Origin of the sequence: Clostridium guangxiense (assembly GCF_021043395.1) — a bacterium.
GTDB lineage: Bacteria > Bacillota > Clostridia > Clostridiales > Clostridiaceae > Clostridium_S > Clostridium_S guangxiense.
This window is the reverse complement of record NZ_JAJNKE010000014.1, coordinates 22,029-40,897: the sequence shown is the minus strand read 5'-3', so window position 1 is coordinate 40,897 and position 18,869 is coordinate 22,029. Positions and strand designations below refer to the sequence as shown.

The 18,869-nt window shown below is 30.5% G+C and carries 14 protein-coding genes, 4 tRNA genes and 1 riboswitch; of the genes, 1 reads left to right on the top strand and 17 read right to left on the bottom strand.

Going from position 1 to position 18,869, the window contains the following annotated elements; all coding sequences use genetic code 11:
* Nucleotides 1-11 precede the first annotated feature (11 nt).
* From prfB to LQK79_RS10055, 11 genes are all read right to left on the bottom strand, one after another.
* Nucleotides 12-1,122, bottom strand: a protein-coding gene (gene prfB / locus LQK79_RS10105) for a peptide chain release factor 2 (protein WP_198150033.1) whose coding sequence is annotated in 2 segments (ribosomal slippage) — nt 12-1,043 and nt 1,045-1,122 — 1,110 coding nt in all. Because the reading frame shifts where the segments join, the coding sequence is not laid out codon by codon here.
* Nucleotides 1,123-1,308: 186 nt separating this feature from the next.
* On the bottom strand, nt 1,309-3,819 hold the full coding sequence (gene secA / locus LQK79_RS10100) for a preprotein translocase subunit SecA (RefSeq protein WP_053242281.1): 2,511 nt from the start codon (nt 3,817-3,819) through the stop codon (nt 1,309-1,311).
* Nucleotides 3,820-4,093: 274 nt separating this feature from the next.
* Nucleotides 4,094-4,624: a ribosome hibernation-promoting factor, HPF/YfiA family gene (hpf, locus tag LQK79_RS10095; protein WP_053242280.1), complete on the bottom strand. Its 531-nt coding sequence runs from the start codon at nt 4,622-4,624 to the stop codon at nt 4,094-4,096.
* Nucleotides 4,625-5,148: 524 nt separating this feature from the next.
* Nucleotides 5,149-5,595 carry a ComF family protein gene (locus LQK79_RS10090; protein ID WP_231016459.1) on the bottom strand — a complete coding sequence of 149 codons (447 nt, stop codon included), beginning with the start codon at nt 5,593-5,595 and terminating at the stop codon, nt 5,149-5,151.
* Nucleotides 5,596-5,801: 206 nt separating this feature from the next.
* A complete protein-coding gene (locus LQK79_RS10085) occupies nt 5,802-6,797 on the bottom strand; it encodes a hypothetical protein (RefSeq protein ID WP_231016458.1) in 996 nt (331 codons plus the stop codon).
* Nucleotides 6,798-6,851: 54 nt separating this feature from the next.
* The gene (gene recD2, locus LQK79_RS10080; RefSeq protein WP_053242278.1) at nt 6,852-9,071 is read right to left on the bottom strand and encodes an SF1B family DNA helicase RecD2; all 2,220 of its coding nucleotides are present in this window, start codon (nt 9,069-9,071) and stop codon (nt 6,852-6,854) included.
* A gap of 342 nt (nt 9,072-9,413) precedes the next feature.
* A complete protein-coding gene (gene metK / locus LQK79_RS10075; protein WP_231016456.1) occupies nt 9,414-10,589 on the bottom strand; it encodes a methionine adenosyltransferase in 1,176 nt (391 codons plus the stop codon).
* A 65-nt stretch (nt 10,590-10,654) separates the two neighbouring features.
* Nucleotides 10,655-10,754, bottom strand: a riboswitch (SAM riboswitch).
* Between the two features lie 68 nt (nt 10,755-10,822).
* A tRNA-Tyr gene (locus tag LQK79_RS10070) sits at nt 10,823-10,907 on the bottom strand.
* Between the two features lie 5 nt (nt 10,908-10,912).
* Nucleotides 10,913-10,988, bottom strand: a tRNA-Thr gene (locus tag LQK79_RS10065).
* 15 nt (nt 10,989-11,003) lie between these two features.
* Nucleotides 11,004-11,079: transfer RNA gene (locus LQK79_RS10060), tRNA-Val, on the bottom strand.
* 7 nt (nt 11,080-11,086) lie between these two features.
* Nucleotides 11,087-11,171: transfer RNA gene (locus tag LQK79_RS10055), tRNA-Tyr, on the bottom strand.
* Between the two features lie 323 nt (nt 11,172-11,494).
* Between LQK79_RS10055 and yyaC the strand changes: the two genes are divergently transcribed.
* On the top strand, nt 11,495-12,052 hold the full coding sequence (gene yyaC, locus LQK79_RS10050) for a spore protease YyaC (RefSeq protein ID WP_053242277.1): 558 nt from the start codon (nt 11,495-11,497) through the stop codon (nt 12,050-12,052).
* A gap of 121 nt (nt 12,053-12,173) precedes the next feature.
* On the opposite strand, the gene mreB is transcribed toward yyaC, so the two are convergent.
* The 6 genes from mreB to LQK79_RS10020 all read right to left on the bottom strand — a co-directional run bounded on the left by mreB (nt 12,174) and on the right by LQK79_RS10020 (nt 18,548).
* A complete protein-coding gene (mreB, locus tag LQK79_RS10045; RefSeq protein WP_053243320.1) occupies nt 12,174-13,199 on the bottom strand; it encodes a rod shape-determining protein in 1,026 nt (341 codons plus the stop codon).
* Between the two features lie 100 nt (nt 13,200-13,299).
* Nucleotides 13,300-13,554 carry a sporulation transcriptional regulator SpoIIID gene (gene spoIIID / locus LQK79_RS10040; protein ID WP_053242276.1) on the bottom strand — a complete coding sequence of 85 codons (255 nt, stop codon included), beginning with the start codon at nt 13,552-13,554 and terminating at the stop codon, nt 13,300-13,302.
* Between the two features lie 99 nt (nt 13,555-13,653).
* A complete protein-coding gene (locus LQK79_RS10035) occupies nt 13,654-14,424 on the bottom strand; it encodes a M23 family metallopeptidase (RefSeq protein ID WP_053242275.1) in 771 nt (256 codons plus the stop codon).
* Between the two features lie 283 nt (nt 14,425-14,707).
* The gene (gene spoIID, locus LQK79_RS10030) at nt 14,708-15,718 is read right to left on the bottom strand and encodes a stage II sporulation protein D (protein WP_231016454.1); all 1,011 of its coding nucleotides are present in this window, start codon (nt 15,716-15,718) and stop codon (nt 14,708-14,710) included.
* A gap of 774 nt (nt 15,719-16,492) precedes the next feature.
* Entirely contained in the window at nt 16,493-17,767 is a 1,275-nt protein-coding gene (gene murA, locus LQK79_RS10025) for a UDP-N-acetylglucosamine 1-carboxyvinyltransferase (protein WP_231016452.1), read from the bottom strand.
* Between the two features lie 100 nt (nt 17,768-17,867).
* Nucleotides 17,868-18,548, bottom strand: a complete 681-nt coding sequence (locus LQK79_RS10020; RefSeq protein ID WP_231016451.1) for a YwmB family TATA-box binding protein — start codon at nt 18,546-18,548, stop codon at nt 17,868-17,870.
* Nucleotides 18,549-18,869: the final 321 nt, after the last annotated feature.

Below are 18,869 nucleotides of genomic sequence, written 5' to 3'. Positions count from 1 at the left end.
ATTATATACAATTATAAATTGCTTTCCTGCTTTAAAAATCCTTTAATAAAATCATCTATTTCTCCATCCATAACCGCATTAACATTGCCAGTTTCAACACCTGTTCTATGATCCTTAACCATAGTATATGGTTGAAAAACATATGATCTTATCTGACTTCCCCACCCCATATCCTTTAACTCTCCGGTTAGGTCTTCTATTTTTTCCTTATGAGCTCTTTCTTTTAATTCAACAAGCTTTGATTTAAGCATAGACATTGCAGTTTCTTTGTTTGAATGCTGACTTCTTTCATTTTGGCATTGCACTACTACACCTGTCGGAAGATGTGTTATTCTAATAGCAGAATCAGTCTTATTTATATGCTGACCTCCTGCACCACTAGCCCTATAAGTATCAATCCTTAAATCTTCAGGTCTTATTACAATATCCTGATTTTCTGTAAGTTCTGGTAAAACTTCAACAGAAGCAAAAGATGTTTGTCTTTTTCCATTTGCATTAAAAGGTGATATTCTAACAAGCCTATGTATACCTTTTTCAGCTTTCAAATATCCATAAGCATATTCACCTGTTACCTTTAATGTAACACTTTTAATTCCTGCCTCATCACCTGGAAGCATGTCAATAACTTCAACTTTAAATCCTTTAGCTTCAGCCCATCTTGTATACATTCTCAAAAGAATTTGTGTCCAATCCTGAGCATCATTTCCTCCAACTCCAGTATGAAGATTTAAAATCGCGTTATTTTTATCATACTCACCAGAAAGTAAAATTTCTATTTTAAAATCTTCAATTTCATTTTTTAAATCTTTAACTTCATTTAAAATATATTCTGCTTCTTCTTCATTTTCTTCTTCTCTGCACATATCTATTAGGACATTAACATCATCAATTCTTGTTTTTATTGATCTATATCTTTCTATTCTATCTTTTAAAAATTTAAGTTCCTTGCTAACCTCTTGGGATTTTTTCATATCATCCCAAAATCCGTCTTCCTGCATGTTGTGCTCAAGTTCATCTATTTTCTTTTCAGATTGTTCTATGTCAAAGAGAAGCCCTCATTTCGTTGACGCTGTTTATAAGCTCTTTTACAGATGCAGCTGCCTCTTCAAGCTTTATAATCAATTTAATCACCCTTCCGCTACATATTTTTTATTGTAGATAAACTGTTTCAACTATTAAAATTCATGTGCACCAAAATGCCCAGAAGACGGCATTTTGGTACAAATAAATTTTAAGTTTCAAGGTGGTTTATCTTTAAAAATAGAAAAGACTGCCTCATTTTGAAACAGACCTTTTCTTATACAAATTTTATGCTCTTCTACCGCAGCAATCTTTATATTTTTTACCAGAACCGCAAGGACAAAGATCATTTCTTCCTATTTTCTTCTCTTTTCTTCTAACAGGCTTTTTAACAACATTTTCAGACTCATAATTTGTTGTAACTTCTTGATTTACTCTTTCTCTTTCAGGTCTTCTTTCTATTTCAACATGGAATAAGTATTTTACAGTTTCTACCTGAATATTTGCTATCATCTCATCAAACATATCGCTTCCTTCCATTTGATATGCCTGAACAGGATCCTGCTGTCTATATGCTCTAAGTCCTATTCCTTGTTTTAAATGTTCCATACTATCAATGTGATCCATCCACTTAGTATCAACAATTCTAAGAAGTATTACTCTTTCTATTTCTCTCATTTGTTCACTTGAGAATTCTTCTTCCTTCTTAACATATAAATCCTTTGCTATACCAAGAAGTTTTTCTTTTATTTCGTCATTTGAAAGAACTTTAAGTTCATCCACTGTAACTGCATTCTTAGGGAGATATATATCGTAAAGATAATTTAAGAGATTTTGTATATCTTCTTCCAAATTTTCTTCTAGTCCTGTTATATGAGCATCAACAGAATTAGAAACTATATCTCTTATCATATTCTGTACCTGATCTTTCATGTCCTCTCCCTCGAGGACTTCAGATCTTTGTTTGTATATAATTTCTCTCTGCTGATTCATTACGTCATCATACTGAAGAAGAGTTTTTCTTATATCAAAGTTATTTCCTTCAACTTTCTTTTGAGCATTTTCTATAGCGGAACTTACCATCTTGCTTTCAATGGCTTCATCATCACCAAGACCTAACTTATCAACCATAGACTTAAGTTTATCTGATCCAAAAATTCTCATAAGATCGTCTTCAAGGGATACATAAAATCTTGAAAATCCTGGATCTCCCTGACGACCTGAACGACCTCTAAGTTGGTTATCTATACGTCTTGATTCATGTCTTTCAGTACCTATTATTTTGAGTCCGCCAAGTTCTACAACTCCATCTCCAAGTTTAATATCAGTACCACGTCCTGCCATATTTGTAGCAATGGTAACCATGCCTTTTTCTCCAGCATGAGATATTATTTCAGCTTCTTGTTCATGGTATTTCGCATTTAAAACTTGATGTGGAATTCTCTTTTTCTTAAGCAAATCTGAAAGAAGTTCTGATTTTTCAATACTTACAGTTCCTACAAGAACTGGTTGACCTTTTGTATGCGTTTCGGCTATATCCTCAACTACAGCATCAAATTTTGCCTTTTCAGTCTTATAGATAAGATCAGGCGAATCCTTTCTTTGAACTGGTCTGTGTGTAGGAATTACAACAACATCAAGACCATATATTTCTCTAAATTCATTTTCTTCTGTAAGTGCTGTACCAGTCATTCCTGAAAGCTTATCATATATTCTAAAGTAATTTTGGAAAGTTATTGTTGCAAGCGTTTTTGATTCTTTTTGAACTTTTACTGCTTCTTTAGCCTCAATAGCCTGGTGAAGACCGTCACTGTATCTTCTTCCTTCCATAAGTCTTCCAGTAAATTCATCAACTATAATAACTTCTCCATCTTTAACCATGTAATCTTTATCTTTTTTCATAAGTGCATTGGCTTTTAATGCTTGAGCAACATGATGTTGTATTTCCATATTTGATGGGTCTGCATAGTTATCAAGGTGAAAATATTTTTCAGCTTTTTCAACTCCAACTTCTGTTAATATAGCTGAATTTGTTTTTTCATCTATAGTAAAGTCGTCTTCTTTTTTTAGCATTTTAGCAAAATTGTCTGCAACTCTATAAAATTCAGTTGATTTTTCACCCTCTCCTGAAATTATAAGTGGTGTTCTAGCTTCATCTATAAGTATTGAGTCAACTTCATCAACTATACAATAATTAAGCTTTCTTTGAACTCTTTCTTCCTTATATATAACCATGTTATCTCTTAAATAATCAAAACCAAACTCATTATTTGTACCATATGTTATATCCGCATTATAGGCATCCTGCCTTTGCTGCTGGTTTAAATCATGAACTATTACACCAGTAGTAAGACCTAGAAATCTATATACTCTTCCCATCCACTCCATATCTCTCGTTGCCAAGTAGTCATTTACAGTAACTACATGAACACCTTTTCCTGTTAAAGCATTCAAATATGAAGGAAGTGTAGCAACTAATGTTTTTCCTTCACCAGTTTTCATTTCTGAAATTCTTCCCTGATGAAGAACTACTCCTCCTATAAGCTGTTCTCTAAAGTGTTTAAGTCCTAGAACTCTTGAAGACGCTTCTCTTACTACAGCAAAAGCCTCTACTAATATATCATCAAGAGTTTCTCCATTTTGAAGTCTCTGCTTAAATTCAGCAGTTTTAGCCTTAAGTTCATCCTCACTTAAAGCTTGCATGGTACTATCAAGTTTTTCTATCTGATCAACTATAGGTATAATTCTCTTTACTTCCCTCTCACTATATGTACCAAATATTTTATTAAGCAATCCCATCGCATTCATCCTCACTACAAATATATATTTTATAAAAATATAACACATAAAGCATAGATTAAATACCCTAAAGCTCTTAATGCATTATATAATATACACCAAAGTTATACTATTCATATTATACCCTATAGATTATATCATTTAATCTATAATCATTCAACTTTTAGTATGTAAAATAAAGTATTTTTAACTTAATCTAAATAAAAAGCAAATTTAATTATATTATCATGAAAAAGGAGCAAAATCATCATTTTGCCCCTTTATGTTTTACAATTTAAAATTCTGGTTCAATAAGACCAAAGTTTCCATCTTTTCGTTTATATACTACATTAACTTCGTTAGAATCTGCATTTTGAAATACAAAGAAATTGTGTCCTAGTAACTCCATTTCTAATACTGCTTCTTCCTCAGACATTGGCTTTATTGCAAATCTTTTAGTTTTTACTATTTTAGGTTCTTCTTCTTTTTCTTTAGAGCTTATATCTGGAATATCTTGAAATCTAAGTGAGTCTCCATATTTTCTTCTTTCTAATTTTGTTTTTTGCTTTCTCACTTGTCTTTCAAGTTTATCTGAAACAATATCTATAGAAGCATACATATCATCGTTGGATTCTTCTCCTCTTAATATTACTCCATTGAATGGAATTGTAACTTCAACAATTTGTCTGTTCTTTTGTACACTAAAAGTTACATGAGCTTCAACTTCTGGTTTAAAGTACTTCTCCATTTTAGATAGCTTCTTCTCCACATATTGTCTCAAACCATTTGTCACTTCAACATTTCTGCCACTAACTATTATTTTCATAATTCCAGCCCCTCTCTAACACCAATATAATAATTACTTTGGTTTCTTTATGTAATTATATTTTACTATTTTTAATAAATTAAAACAAGAAAAATATAATAAATTGACTAAATATTATATAAATTTATATTATTCTTACTTAATATTTCATGCGATTTTAAACGTTTACTATATAAATACATATTATTACATATTTAAGATTTATTTAAGTACCTCATATTATCTTCATGGAGTATAAAAAAACATATATAGATTGAATTTACCCCAAACTATATATGTTCATCCGCTTGAAATGCAAAAAAATACATTAAGTTAGTTGACCTGGTCTTTGACCCCACACTCGCCTGCTGGAACTTTCGCTACCCGGTACTATCCTCTCACTACTAATTCTCTCGTACTTAAACGGCAGGACTTACTTCTAAACCGCACCATGCTCATTAAAACTTTGTTTAATTTACGTGGATCGCTTTGCCTGCGACTAGCATCGACTTTCAACCACAAACCTAACTTAATATATACTAATATTATATACTACTTTTTGCCGCAGTCAATACAATAACACATTTTGCTCCACTAAAAATCAAATTTTTTGCACAAAAAAATCCAGTAGCACCTGTAGTAAAAACATCATCAACCAGAATAAGGTTCTTATTTGCTATAGTTTTTGTATTGCATGTTGTAAAGGCCTTAGATAAGTTTTCCCATCTCATTTTTCCGTTAAGTCCAATTTGATCACTTGTTTTTTTGTTCTTTGCTAGATATTCTTTTACGGGCAAATTAGTCCTTTTGGAAATTTCTTTTGCAAGCAGCTTACTTTGATTATATCCTCTTCTTTTCAAATCATTCTTTTCCATAGGAACGAAAGTTATTTCATCGAATTTTATATTATTTTTCATAATGAAATCATACATAAGGCTTCCTAGTGCTTCGCCGCACAGAAAATCTCTCCTATATTTTAGCTTTATAATCATTTCCTTTATACTTTTTGAATAATATGCAACACTATAAAACTTTATACGCAAGTTTTTTTTCTCTATATAAAATTCGTTTTTACACAAACTTATATTTTTAAAACATGAATTACATAAAAGTTTTTCATCAAATATTTTCTCCCCACATAAAACACATTTGTAATCCCTGCTATAGAGCACACTAAAAAAACAATCCAATAAATATTCTATATAAAAAATAATCCTTCTTCCCATGCTGATTTATTGAAATTCCTAGTTATATTTTTAGCCTTTTCTATTTCCTTATTCTCCTTATTGGTTATAAATATAACTTCTCCTTTCTTTTTATATCCTCCCTTTAACCTTCCACAAAAATATACAAGTGATTTATAATCAAATTTATTTTGCTCATAAAAATAAACTGCAATATTTATATTTTGTATATATTCACAAACTTTTTCAAAATCATTAGTTATAATTATAGCCCCATTAACTTTATTTAATACATTTTTAGGACTACTACCTCTCCTATACAATAAAATCCTTTTACCAATTCCTAATTTTAAATATGTCAAATATCCAAATAAATTTATCATCATATTTTCATCTAAAACTGGTATTATCACATTGTTTTTTATATTTATAAACCACTTAAGATATTCAAACACTACAAATGGCATATCTTTATTTATATTTACCCCTGTAGTTATAATTTTAGGCTCAACCATAGGAAGCATATCACTTCTTGCTGATATATATACTGTTCTACAATTATCAAACACACTTTCGATTGAATATACCACAACCTTACAATTATCATCCTTTAAGCTATCTAAAAGTTCTATAATTTCAATTTTACCATATTGCGGCAAACTTCCTATATCATCATAAATAATAATATCAAATTTTAAATCCAAGTAAAACGCATTCTGATAATTACACACAATAATTTTAGAATCTTCATATATCTTTTTACCCCTATAATACGAGTATCCTTTGAGTAGGGTTTTATCTTTTATTAATTTTAAAATTTCTATATTTCCATCATTTTCTTGAGTAATATACAATACTTTTTTACCGTTTTTTACATTTTCAATGATTAGTTCTAAAAAAATTTCACAGGTATTATAAGGCGGAGAAACAACGTTAAGATATTTTTCTTTTCCGAAATTCCAGTTAAGTATATGATTTATTATATTTTCATATTTTTCAACTTTACTCATAAAAACTTTCCTTCCAAATAATAATTAATTTAGGTTTTATTTTAAATCATAGTCTTAATTTTTCTCTTCTCCATTCAACACTTCACTTATTCTCCATTCAAGCCCAGAATACCTTTTAAAACTCCTGTTATTGTTTATCATAAACTGAACAGCTTTCTTCTGTCCAACAATAACAACAAACTGTTTTGCCCTCGTAATTGCTGTGTACAAAAGATTTCTATTCATAAGAAGTGGTGGTCCAACAAATGCTGGCATAATCACAACTGGGAATTCACTTCCTTGGCTTTTATGAATAGTTACAGCATAGGCAAGCGATAATTCATCAAGGTTAAGTTTTTCATATACAACTTCCCTCTCATCATCAAACAATACTATCAAATTGCTGTCTTCATCTATATCATAGACAAAGCCTATATCTCCATTAAATACGCCCTCTCCTTCTTTTTCTCCTTCTCCTTTTATCCTTTTCCATTTAAGCATATAGTTATTTTTATTTTGCATAACCTTGTCACCTACTCTAAAAATAACATCTCTGTATTTAATTTCTTTTTTTAACTTATCTTTGGGATTTAAAACATTTTGAAGATTATTATTCATATTAATGACGCCCAAAGTTCCTTTTTTCATAGGAGTAATTATTTGTATATCTTTTATGCTATCCCAACTTCTATTATACTTAGGAAGCCTCTGACAGGTTAAGCTTAATATAGTATTTAATATTATGTCATGCTTTTCTTCACTTATAAAATAAAAATCATTATCTTTTTTATTTAGTATTGGCATTTCTCCATTATTTATTTTATGAGCATTCACTATAATCATACTTTCTTTAGCCTGCCTAAATATTTCTTTAAGCTTAAATACCTTAACACAATTGCTTTCTATTAAATCCCTCAAAACATTACCAGGACCAACTGATGGAAGTTGATCAACATCGCCTACTATAATAAGCCTGGTACCAAGTCCTATAGCTTTGAGTAAACTATGCATAAGCATTATATCTATCATTGAAGCCTCATCTATTATAATCACATCACATTGTAATATAGACTCATCTGGTTTTTCAAATAATTCTTCATCTTCATACCCAAGCTCTAGCATTCTATGAATAGTCCTCGCTTCACTGCCTGTAGCCTCTGACATTCTTTTTGCAGCTCTCCCAGTTGGTGCTGCCATAAATACCTTCATCGATAATTCTTCAAATATTGATGTTATGCACCTTATTATAGTTGTTTTTCCCGTTCCAGGTCCTCCTGTTATAATTTCAAACCCATTTTTAATTGCTCCTTCTATTGCCTCTTTTTGTGATGCTGCAAATTCTATGTTATTTTCCTTTTGAAACTTTTCTATTTCAGAATTTATATCTACATCAAGTTCTTTGTATTTATCATAAGCAAGAGTTATTATTTTTCTTGTAACTCCAAGTTCACTATAATAATATGGCATTGTATAAACACAATTTTCTTTATTTATAATTTCCACTTTTAACTTTTGAGAAAGAGTACATTCATATATCCCTTTTTCAATTTCATCCTTACGAACTTGAAGTATTTCTATAGACTTTTTTATTAAATCTTCTATTGGCATATATGTATTACCCATTGCACAAAATTCATTAACTACATAAGTTATACCGCTTTGAATTCTAAAAGGAGAGTTTGCTTCTATTCCAAGACTCCTAGCAATTTTATCCGCAGTCTTAAATCCAATCCCTGCTATTGTGTCCGTAAGTATGTATGGATTCTCTTTAACCACTTCTATAGCTTTTGATTTATATTTTTTGTATATTTTTACACACTGATTTGGAGTAACTCCATAGGTTTGAAGAAATATCATTATATTTCTTATTTCTCTTTGTTGAGAATAAGATTCATATATAAGTTCTATTTTTTTGTCTCCTATACCATCAATCTCCCTTAACCTATATACGTCATTGTCAAGTACCTCAAGTGTTTTGTCACCAAACTTATCAACTATTTTTTTTGCTGTTACAGGCCCTATACCTGAAATAACTCCTGATGCTAAATATTTTTCAATTCCAACTAGTGAATTTGGTAAAATTTCATCGCATTTTTCTACCTTAAATTGTTGACCAAATTGTGGATGAACAGTCCATTCTCCTGAAATTTTAAGTGATTGTCCTTCCATTATATATGGTATACATCCAGTTATGGTTATTTTCTTAGAATTTTCATCTTCGGTTATTGCAACCACATAACCATTTTCTTCATTTTTAAATACGATTGACTCAACCACACACTGAAGTTCTTCCATATTAAATCTCCTTACTATTAAAGTACTTTAGTTAAAAAAAGAGATACTCCTATCATATCCCTACTTAGCTATTATAACGTTTTTTCATAATTTTCTCAATTACCATCACTTTTATAATTTCATAAAAAAATATGCCTTTCTTGAAATAAACAGTTTTATTATTTTAACTGTCTACCGCAAGATGGCATATCATAACATTAGTTTTCTTACACTTTTAAATTGTTTTGCTTACAGTGAAACTAGCTCAATTACAAACTATATGTGCACCATAATCCCTTGAAGATTGGTATTTTGGTACATAAATAGCTTAAATTTCACAGTAGTTTCACTATAACACCATATTTAAAATAATTTTTTTATTTCTTCAACCTTATTTAACTTTTCCCAAGGAACATCAATATCAGTTCTTCCAAAATGTCCATAAGCTGCTACTTGCTTATATATAGGTCTTCTAAGATCTAAATCCCTTATTATTGCTCCAGGTCTTAAATCAAAAACCTTTTGAACTATTTCAACTATTTTATCATCTGAAATTTTTCCTGTTCCAAAAGTATCAATTTCTATAGAAACAGGCTTTGCAACACCTATTGCATATGCAAGTTCAATTTCTAGCTTATCTGCAACACCTGCTGCCACAAGATTCTTAGCTACCCATCTTGCAGCATAAGCAGCAGATCTATCAACTTTTGTAGGGTCTTTTCCTGAAAAAGCTCCACCACCATGTCTACCATATCCACCGTAAGTATCAACGATTATCTTTCTTCCAGTAAGTCCTGAATCGCCTTGAGGTCCTCCAATAACAAATCTTCCCGTAGGATTTATATAATATTTAGTATCCTTATCTAGAAGCTCAGCAGGTATCACTGGTTTTATAATTTTCTCAATAACATCTTTTTCAATTTGTTCATGAGTTGCTTTTGGGCTATGCTGCGTCGATACAACTACAGCATCAATTCTTACAGGTTTATTATCATCATATTCAACAGTAACCTGAGTTTTACCATCTGGTCTTAGATAATCTATAGTGTTATCTTTTCTTACATCAGAAAGTCTCTTGGCAAGCTTATGAGCAAGAGCTATTGGCATTGGCATATATTCTGGTGTTTCATTTGTTGCAAAACCAAACATCATACCTTGGTCACCAGCACCTATTGCGTCTATTTTATCCATTTCACCTTTTTTAGCCTCTAATGCTTCATCAACTCCCATTGCAATATCACTTGATTGTTCATCTATAGATGTAACAACAGCACACGTATCACAATCGAATCCATATTTAGCTCTTGTATATCCTATTTCCCTTATAGTCTTTCTCACAACACTTGGAATATCGACATAACAGTTAGTTGATATTTCACCCATTACATTAACAATTCCAGTTGTAACAGTTGTTTCACAAGCAACTCTAGCATTTTTATCTTTTTCAAGTAATGCATCTAATACAGCATCTGAAACTTGATCACATATTTTATCTGGATGACCTTCAGTTACAGACTCAGATGTAAATAATCTCTTCATTTAATATTCCTCCCTATAAAAAATTAAAGTCTCTTCAATAAGAAGAGACTTTTAAATTCAAATCTCTCTTATCTTGCAGGAAACTGCAGGAATTGGCACCTTAATGCACATGCACCGGTTGCCGGGTTTCATTGGGCCATTTCCCTCCACCTCTCTTGATAAGAGTCAAATAAATACTATTTACATTATATCATTTTTCAGTATAAAACAAAAGACACTATTGTGTCAATTAGTGGTGGAGGAAGATGGATTCGAACCATCGAAAGCTGAGCTAACAGATTTACAGTCTGCCCCCTTTGGCCACTCGGGAATTCCTCCACATTTGGTGCTGGCAGTAGGAATTGAACCCACAACCTACTGATTACAAGTCAGTTGCTCTACCAATTGAGCTATGCCAGCTTATTAAGTTTTATATGGTGGGCACTACAGGGCTCGAACCTGTGACCCTCTGCTTGTAAGGCAGATGCTCTCCCAGCTGAGCTAAGCGCCCATATTAATGGTGGAGGAAGATGGATTCGAACCATCGAAAGCTGAGCTAACAGATTTACAGTCTGCCCCCTTTGGCCACTCGGGAATTCCTCCACATTTAAATTAAGTTTTATCATCCGGCTTAAGGCTTCTCTCTCGCACCGACAAATAGTAGTATACCTTGATACTATAAAAAAATCAACGCTAATTATATACCATAATTTATAATTAACTTAAAATAAATACCTTTTTCTCGTTATTTCTCACTTTTATACATATAGTTATAATTCCTTATATGACATAAATTCTTAAGCCTCTAATAGCTTATTTAAAGATAAGTCAATTTAATTTCACTTAACAATATTTTTTCATTTATACTCATAAAAAAATAATATTAATTAAAAAAGCCTCATATAGATTATTAGGAGGTGATTTTATTGAATAAAATAAGAACTTTATACAATGCTCCAATGTCCTATTATAAAATTTCCAATTTTCTACAAAAATATATAAATGATAACACAATAATTGTATGTATTGGAACAGATAGATGTATTGGAGATTGTCTTGGTCCCATGGTAGGCACAATGCTAAAAGAAAAATTCTTTCCTTTAAATGTCTATGGAACAATTTCCGATCCAATACATGCTCTAAATTTAGATAAGAGATTATCAGAAATTAAAAGCAAGCATATTTCATCAACAATCATTGGCATAGATGCTTGCCTAGGAGATGCTGAAAATATAGGTGAAATACAAATACGCGATTATGCAATACATCCAGGAAAAGGCGTTGGAAAATCACTTCCAGATGTAGGTGAAGTATCTATAATAGGAATAGTAGATTCATGCGAGAGTAATGAACTATTTACAAACAGAAATATACGCTTGAATTTAATATTTCAAATGTCAAAAACCATAACCCAAGCAATACTTCATTCCTATTATCTTTATATTAATTTTAACAATATAGCCTCAATTCCAAAGCAAAATTAACCCCTATTAATATGTATGTATTTTTATATAAAATTCTATAAACCAAAATAGAGAGATACATTCTCCCTATTTTGGTTATGCTTACAAAATTGTAAATATAACCAATTTTGCAAATCATCTATTATTCTATTAAAGTTATATCATCTACCGTTAAATCTAATTTATCTACATAGTCAAGAACTTTTCCAGTTCCTAAAGCCACACATGATATAGGATCTTCTGCAACATATACAGGTACTCTTGTAATTTCCTCAATAAGCTTATCTAAGCCATTTAGTAATGCTCCACCACCAGTCATAGTTATTCCTTTATCTGATATATCTGCTGCAAGTTCTGGTGGCGTTTTCTCAAGTACTGAATGGGCGCAATCAGCTATCGAATTTACAGCATCCTTAAGTGCTTCTCTCATCTCTTCTGAAGAAACCTCAACATTTTTAGGAAGACCTGTTATAAGGTCTCTTCCTCTAATTTCCATAGTTTCTTCCATTTCTTTTTTGTAGGCCGATCCAATATTTATTTTTAAGTCCTCCGCTGTTCTTTCACCAATCATTAATTTATGTTTTTTTCTTATGTATTTTATGATAGACTCATCAAACATATCTCCAGCTATCTTTATTGAACTTCTAACTACCATACCACCGAGCGAAATTACAGCTATATCTGTTGTACCACCACCAATGTCTATCACCATATTACCACTTGCTTTAGTAATATCAAGTCCAGCACCTATTGCTGCTGCTAATGGTTCTTCTATCAAGCAAACTTTCTTTGCTCCAGCATTGACAGCAGCATCTTTTACTGCTCTCTTTTCTACACCAGTAGCTTCACATGGAATACATATTACAATCTTAGGTGCAGACATTCTTCTTTTTCCGCAAGCTTTTTGTATAAAATGTTTAAGCATTTTCTCAGTTATATCATAATCAGAAATAACCCCATCTCTTAATGGACGTATTGCAACTATGTTTCCCGGTGTCCTTCCAATCATCTGCCTTGCTTCTTCTCCAACAGCTAAAACTTCATTTGTATTACGATTTATAGCAACAACAGACGGTTCCTTTAAAGTTATTCCTTTTCCTTTTAAGTATACAAGAACGGTAGCTGTACCTAAATCTATACCCATATCATTTCCTATACTAAAAAACATTCCTCTATTCACTCCATCTCCTACGTTTATTTTTTACAATTTAAACTATTTTTAGAAATACATAAAAGTACTTCTTTATATTATTATAGTAGGAATGTTTTTAACCTTCAATAGCTTTGTATTTCATTTTAGTAGCTTTACCACCTCTTATATGTCTTTCTGCTTTATTAAGTTCAAGTACGCCTTTAGCCATTTCGGCTATTTGAGGATTTATTTGAGGTAATCTCTCTGTCATATCCTTGTGTATAGTACTCTTACTTACACCAAATACTTTAGCAGTTTTCCTGATAGTAGCTTTAGATTCGATAATATATTTTGCAACTTCCATAACTCTTTCCTCAATGTAATCTTTCAAAGTTGCTGCCTCCTTAACCCTTCTATTTAATAAATATGCGCTTACAACATCATAAATTACTTTTGTAAATTCATTTATAACCTTTTAAAAATCAATTTTCTATTTTGTATTTAACATTTTTTCCGGATCAACAGCTAAATATGTTCCATCCTTTTGTTTTTGATCAATTTCAAAATAAACACAACTTGTATCTGTAAGTAATTTATTACTATAATTACTGTCACCTATTTTTCCTAAAACTTGACCTTGTTTAACACTGTCGTTTGTTTTTACACCTATGCTTTTTTCATCTAAATTGTCATATATTGTAATATAGCCATTATTCTCATTTAAGACGGTAACCTTACCTCCATCGACAGACTTAACTATTCCGTCCATAGCTGCAGATACATTTATGTCCTTATCAGGTTTAATATATTCACCCTGAACAGTAGTATATTTACCATTTTTTGAATACCATGTATCATATTTCACAGCTACATTTCCATTTTGAACTGGTTTTACGAAAAACTTCTTTACAACATTACTAGTAGATGCTGGCACTGAATTCTGTTCAGTTTTTTTAGTTAAGTTAGTATTTTTATTAACCTGCTCTGCATTTTCTATATTTTTACTTGCTGCATTATTTTTTTCTTTATCTTTTGATAATTTCATGGAAGTTTTTGAACCTTCCTCAGATTTATTTGATTTTTGTTGCGTTTGTTTAACAGATGAAACATTTTTACTTTTAGGTTTTAAATTAACGTATGCTGCTGCCCCTGCAATAATGCATAAGCATACAAATAAAGCTATATAAAACCCATCCTTTTTGAATAAATCACTAAATTTACTTTGACCTTTATTTTGGTTTTTATTCCAATCGTTGTTCATTACTAACACCTCCATTTAGTATTGTGTCCATAACCTAGAAAAAAATACATTTTATATTATTTTTTTTAGAATTTAATGTAAAAAAAAATGCCAAGTAACAATATTTAGGTATATTAAATGAAATTAATAATCTAGATATTGTTACTTCGCTAAAACTTGAAAAGCATAAATTTAAAATCAGTGCATAGTTCTCATTTTACAATGCACAGTTATAGTTGATTTTCCTCCGTTCTGCTTTTGTATAACCTTGGTATTTGTATTTCTTAATTTTACTATATATACATTATTTAAGTGTTTTAATCTCAACTCCTGTATAATAATGCTTAAGTATTTCGTCATACTTTCTTCCATTTTTGGCCATAGCCTCAGCTCCCCATTGGCTCATTCCGAGTCCATGCCCATAACCGGTACAATCAAATTCAAATCCATTAATGTTGTATTTTATTTGAAAATTAGTAGAATTCAGACCTATGATACTTCTAAATTTAGTTCCTGTCATAGTTGTATTTCCAACTTTTATAGTTTTCACACTGCCTGTTTTATTTCTAGATAAAACACTTACACTATTTCTAACATTAAATAAATTAATCTTACTGTTAGAAAATGCATCATTAACTTTATTTATAAAATTTATATAGCTAATATCCACCTTGCTCTTATATTTTCTTACGCTTTCTTCACCAGGACTTGGCACACTTTTTAAATATTTAATATTTTCTCCAAGTACTTCTTTAGCATCTTCAGTTTCACCGCTGCTTACAGCAAAATAATATGGTTCCATTACTAATTTATTATTGTATACAAGTACTTGTCCACTAGTTTCTTTAACTGCTTCACTCACTTTGTTCCAGTACTCCTCTTTAAACTTTTCAGGCCATTTACTAAGCCTTTCTTCTTTGCTCATATAAACTTGACAATCAATTGAATCCGTAACATCAGCGCCATGTGCCCCTTTATATTTTGTTCCACCATAATTCTCCATATGTGCCGCCGCAAAAGTTCTTGCTGCAACAGCCTGTGCCTTAAGGGCTTCTTTATCAAATTCAACTGGCATTTCAGAGCAAACTACTCCAACAATATAATCTTCTAAGTTTATATTGATTATTTTTTTACTGTTAGTAATATATACATTTATATTGCTTTTATTTTCTTTAATTTCATTTTGTTTATTAAAATCATATTTTATTTTAGGCAATATATTTAAAGTATTCTTACCTACTCCAACCAAAAGTATAGATACTGTAAAAATGAATATTAAGCAAAAAGCTAAGACAAGTACAATCTTTTTTATCATTTTTTCATCCCCCAGCTCGCAGAATTTTGTACCGAAAATAAAAAATCAGCTTTCTATTATATTATTTGATATTATAGTTAAATATTACTTCATTTAATTTATATGACCAAAGATATTATAAAAAGCAATGATCATAAATTTTATCAACATTAATTACTTATATAGATAGACAACTTCAAACTTTAAAATTGCAATGTCCAAATTTATCCTGATAACCTGGAAGTTGATTCAGAGCACAGAGTACAAAGTACAGAGTACAGTGAAGGTGGATTTACCTTTTGTTTCTCTCAGGTAAATCTTAGAACTTAATAGTGTCAGCTACGCTGAGCACTATATTTTAAGCGCTTTGCGTGCATTAAGTTGAAGATTTTTTGTAGCGACAGCGGAGAAAAATCATCCTTCACTGTACTCTGTCCTCTGTACTTTGTACTCTGAGTTAAATTCCAGTTTGTAAGGATAAATTTGGTATTGGCAATTTAAATATTTCAGCTTGTTTATCTATAGTAACTTAATATATATTATTGAGAACTAAAAAGAAATCACATAGAAAAAATTACACTTAACGTTTCTTCATATGCTGTACCTTTTATTACTCAATAGGATTTAAAACTTCGAATTGTAAACCAAATTTTCATGGAATTGTATATACACTAATGGAATTGAAGTTATAGAAAATATAATAGAACATTCAAAGATCTATTCACAAAAACCTTTGAATGTTCTATTATATATAGGAACTTATTACTTTTTAAATACTATTTTTGTATTTTAAGTTCATGAATCACATGAACTGCTAGCCACTCTTTTTATATTTGCTCCTAGCTTTTGAAGTTTTTTTTCTATATTTACATAACCTCTATCTACATGGTAAATATCAGCTATCTCAGTTTCTCCTTCTGTAACTAAACCTAATAGAATAAGTGCAGCTCCTGCTCTTAAATCTGTAGCTTTTACACTAGCCCCAGTAAATCCGTTTCCACCATGTATAATTGCACTTCTGCCATCAATCTTGATATTAGCGCCCATTCGTGTCATTTCTGGAACATGCATAAATCTATTTTCAAAAATAGTTTCTGTTACAACACTAGTGCCATCCACAGAGCATAAAAGTGCCATTATTTGTGGCTGCATATCAGTAGGAAATCCAGGATATGGCATTGTTTTTATATCAACAGGTTTTAATCTTCTTCTACCATCAACAATCAAGGTATTATCATCTTTTTCCATGGAAACTCCCATTTCTGCAAGTTTAGCTATTATAGGTTTTATATGTTCTTCATTAATACCATTTATTTTTATTAAACTTTTTGTTATCGCAGCAGCAATCATAAAAGTTCCAATCTCAATTCTATCGTAAATAGGTCTATAGGTAGTACCCTTCAATTTTTTTACGCCTTTAATAGTAATCATGTCTGTACCAATGCCACTTATATTAGCACCCATTTTATTCAAAAAATTTGATAAATCTGCAACCTCTGGTTCTTCTGCTGCATTTTCTATTATGGTTTCACCTTCTGCAAAAATGGAAGCCATTATTATATTTTCTGTAGCACCTACCGACGGAAAATCAAGATAAATTTTATTTCCCAAAAGTTTTCCACTACTAGCCTCAACATATCCATGATCTATATTTATATCCACGCCCAATGCTTTAAAGCCTTTAAGGTGCAAATCTACAGGCCTGGTTCCTATGTTACATCCTCCTGGAAGTGCCATCTTTACTTTACCAAATCTTGAAATCATGGGGCCCATAATAAAAAATGATCCTCTCATTTTTCTAACTAATTCACTATCAATATCTACACATTTTACATCAGAAGTATCTATTTCAAGTCTATTTTTAAGTAAATCTATATTAACTTTTGCTCCAAGTGTTTTTAATAAGTCGATAATTACAAAAACATCCAGTAGCATAGGACAATTTTCTATTACACATTTATCACTGCTCAAAATGGTTGCAGCTATTATAGGTAAAACAGCATTTTTAGCTGAACTTATATTCACTTCACCATTTAGAGTTTCCCCACCCTTTATAATAAATTTACTCATTTTAATCCTCCACTCATAACTTGTTTATAATTTACTATTTGCAATAAATAATTAGATTATAGTCATTTATTTCAGTATGAATTTTATTTTAGCACCATTTTTAATAATTTATGTTTAAAATTGGAGTGCCTATCATAATATAAATTCCATCATTATACTTGCATACAGCATAGTTTAAATCTACCTTTTTATTATTATCAAATATATAATCATACCTTCCAGTATACATAGTTGTACTTAAAATATTGTTCATCCTTGTGGTCTTTAAGTTTTTAACCCCATTCTTATCAAAATAACCCTTAATACTACATGCTACTTTACTAATATTTTTTAGCTTACTTTTAGCTTTTATATACATATAAGGAGTACTTTTGCCTCCAATTGATTTTGTTACTTTTCTTTTTAATTCATCAATGTTATTTTTATTTGTAAGCAATTTTATATATATTGATATATCATAATAATCAGCTTTTTTTACACTTTCGATATATCCGGATACATCCTTATTATCAAAATTGATACAGTAACTTTTACCATTATAAATTGTTACTTTTTTATTATTTAAGTTCATATTTTTAATCCAGTTTTTGCACTCTTTTTCTCCATTATTATTTGTTTTATAATTTGTGGTTAGACCTATTTCTTCTATAGTACTATTAGTTTCCTTTAATGCATTGCTTAAATAATCATCATTAGTTACTGCATTAATTTTTACTACATAAATGTTTATAATTACTGATAGTATTAATAAAATTGCAACAAAAAATTTTTTACTATTCATTTATTTCCCCCTCTTTTCCTTAAGATTATTCACTAAATTTAAAATTTTTATTCTAAAAGAAGGGAGAAAATTAAATTTAATAGTTTCGAATTTGATTTCTCTATATTATCAATATATAAAAATTCCACATGAAATGTGAATAAACATTTACGTGGTTTGGGATGAAGTTCCATTACCTTCTATAACTAGATAAAATACGTTTTAAAGCTTCCACTAAATTCCCGCAATCTCAATTTGTCTTTTTTTTAGTTTATCTTGTTTGCTAAGAAAGTATTTACATTAGGTTCTAGAAGGATAATGGGCTGCCGCCCAAGCCCCGCA

Excerpts from the sequence above, each read along its gene's own strand:
- secA (WP_053242281.1), bottom strand. The coding sequence starts at position 3,819 with ATGGGATTGCTTAATAAAATATTTGGTACATATAGTGAGAGGGAAGTA.
- hpf (WP_053242280.1), bottom strand. The coding sequence starts at position 4,624 with ATGAAAATAATAGTTAGTGGCAGAAATGTTGAAGTGACAAATGGTTTG.
- LQK79_RS10090 (WP_231016459.1), bottom strand. The coding sequence starts at position 5,595 with ATGATTATAAAGCTAAAATATAGGAGAGATTTTCTGTGCGGCGAAGCA.
- LQK79_RS10085 (WP_231016458.1), bottom strand. The coding sequence starts at position 6,797 with ATGAGTAAAGTTGAAAAATATGAAAATATAATAAATCATATACTTAAC.
- recD2 (WP_053242278.1), bottom strand. The coding sequence starts at position 9,071 with ATGGAAGAACTTCAGTGTGTGGTTGAGTCAATCGTATTTAAAAATGAA.
- metK (WP_231016456.1), bottom strand. The coding sequence starts at position 10,589 with ATGAAGAGATTATTTACATCTGAGTCTGTAACTGAAGGTCATCCAGAT.
- mreB (WP_053243320.1), bottom strand. The coding sequence starts at position 13,199 with ATGTTTTTTAGTATAGGAAATGATATGGGTATAGATTTAGGTACAGCT.
- LQK79_RS10035 (WP_053242275.1), bottom strand. The coding sequence starts at position 14,424 with ATGAACAACGATTGGAATAAAAACCAAAATAAAGGTCAAAGTAAATTT.
- spoIID (WP_231016454.1), bottom strand. The coding sequence starts at position 15,718 with ATGATAAAAAAGATTGTACTTGTCTTAGCTTTTTGCTTAATATTCATT.
- murA (WP_231016452.1), bottom strand. The coding sequence starts at position 17,767 with ATGAGTAAATTTATTATAAAGGGTGGGGAAACTCTAAATGGTGAAGTG.
- LQK79_RS10020 (WP_231016451.1), bottom strand. The coding sequence starts at position 18,548 with ATGAATAGTAAAAAATTTTTTGTTGCAATTTTATTAATACTATCAGTA.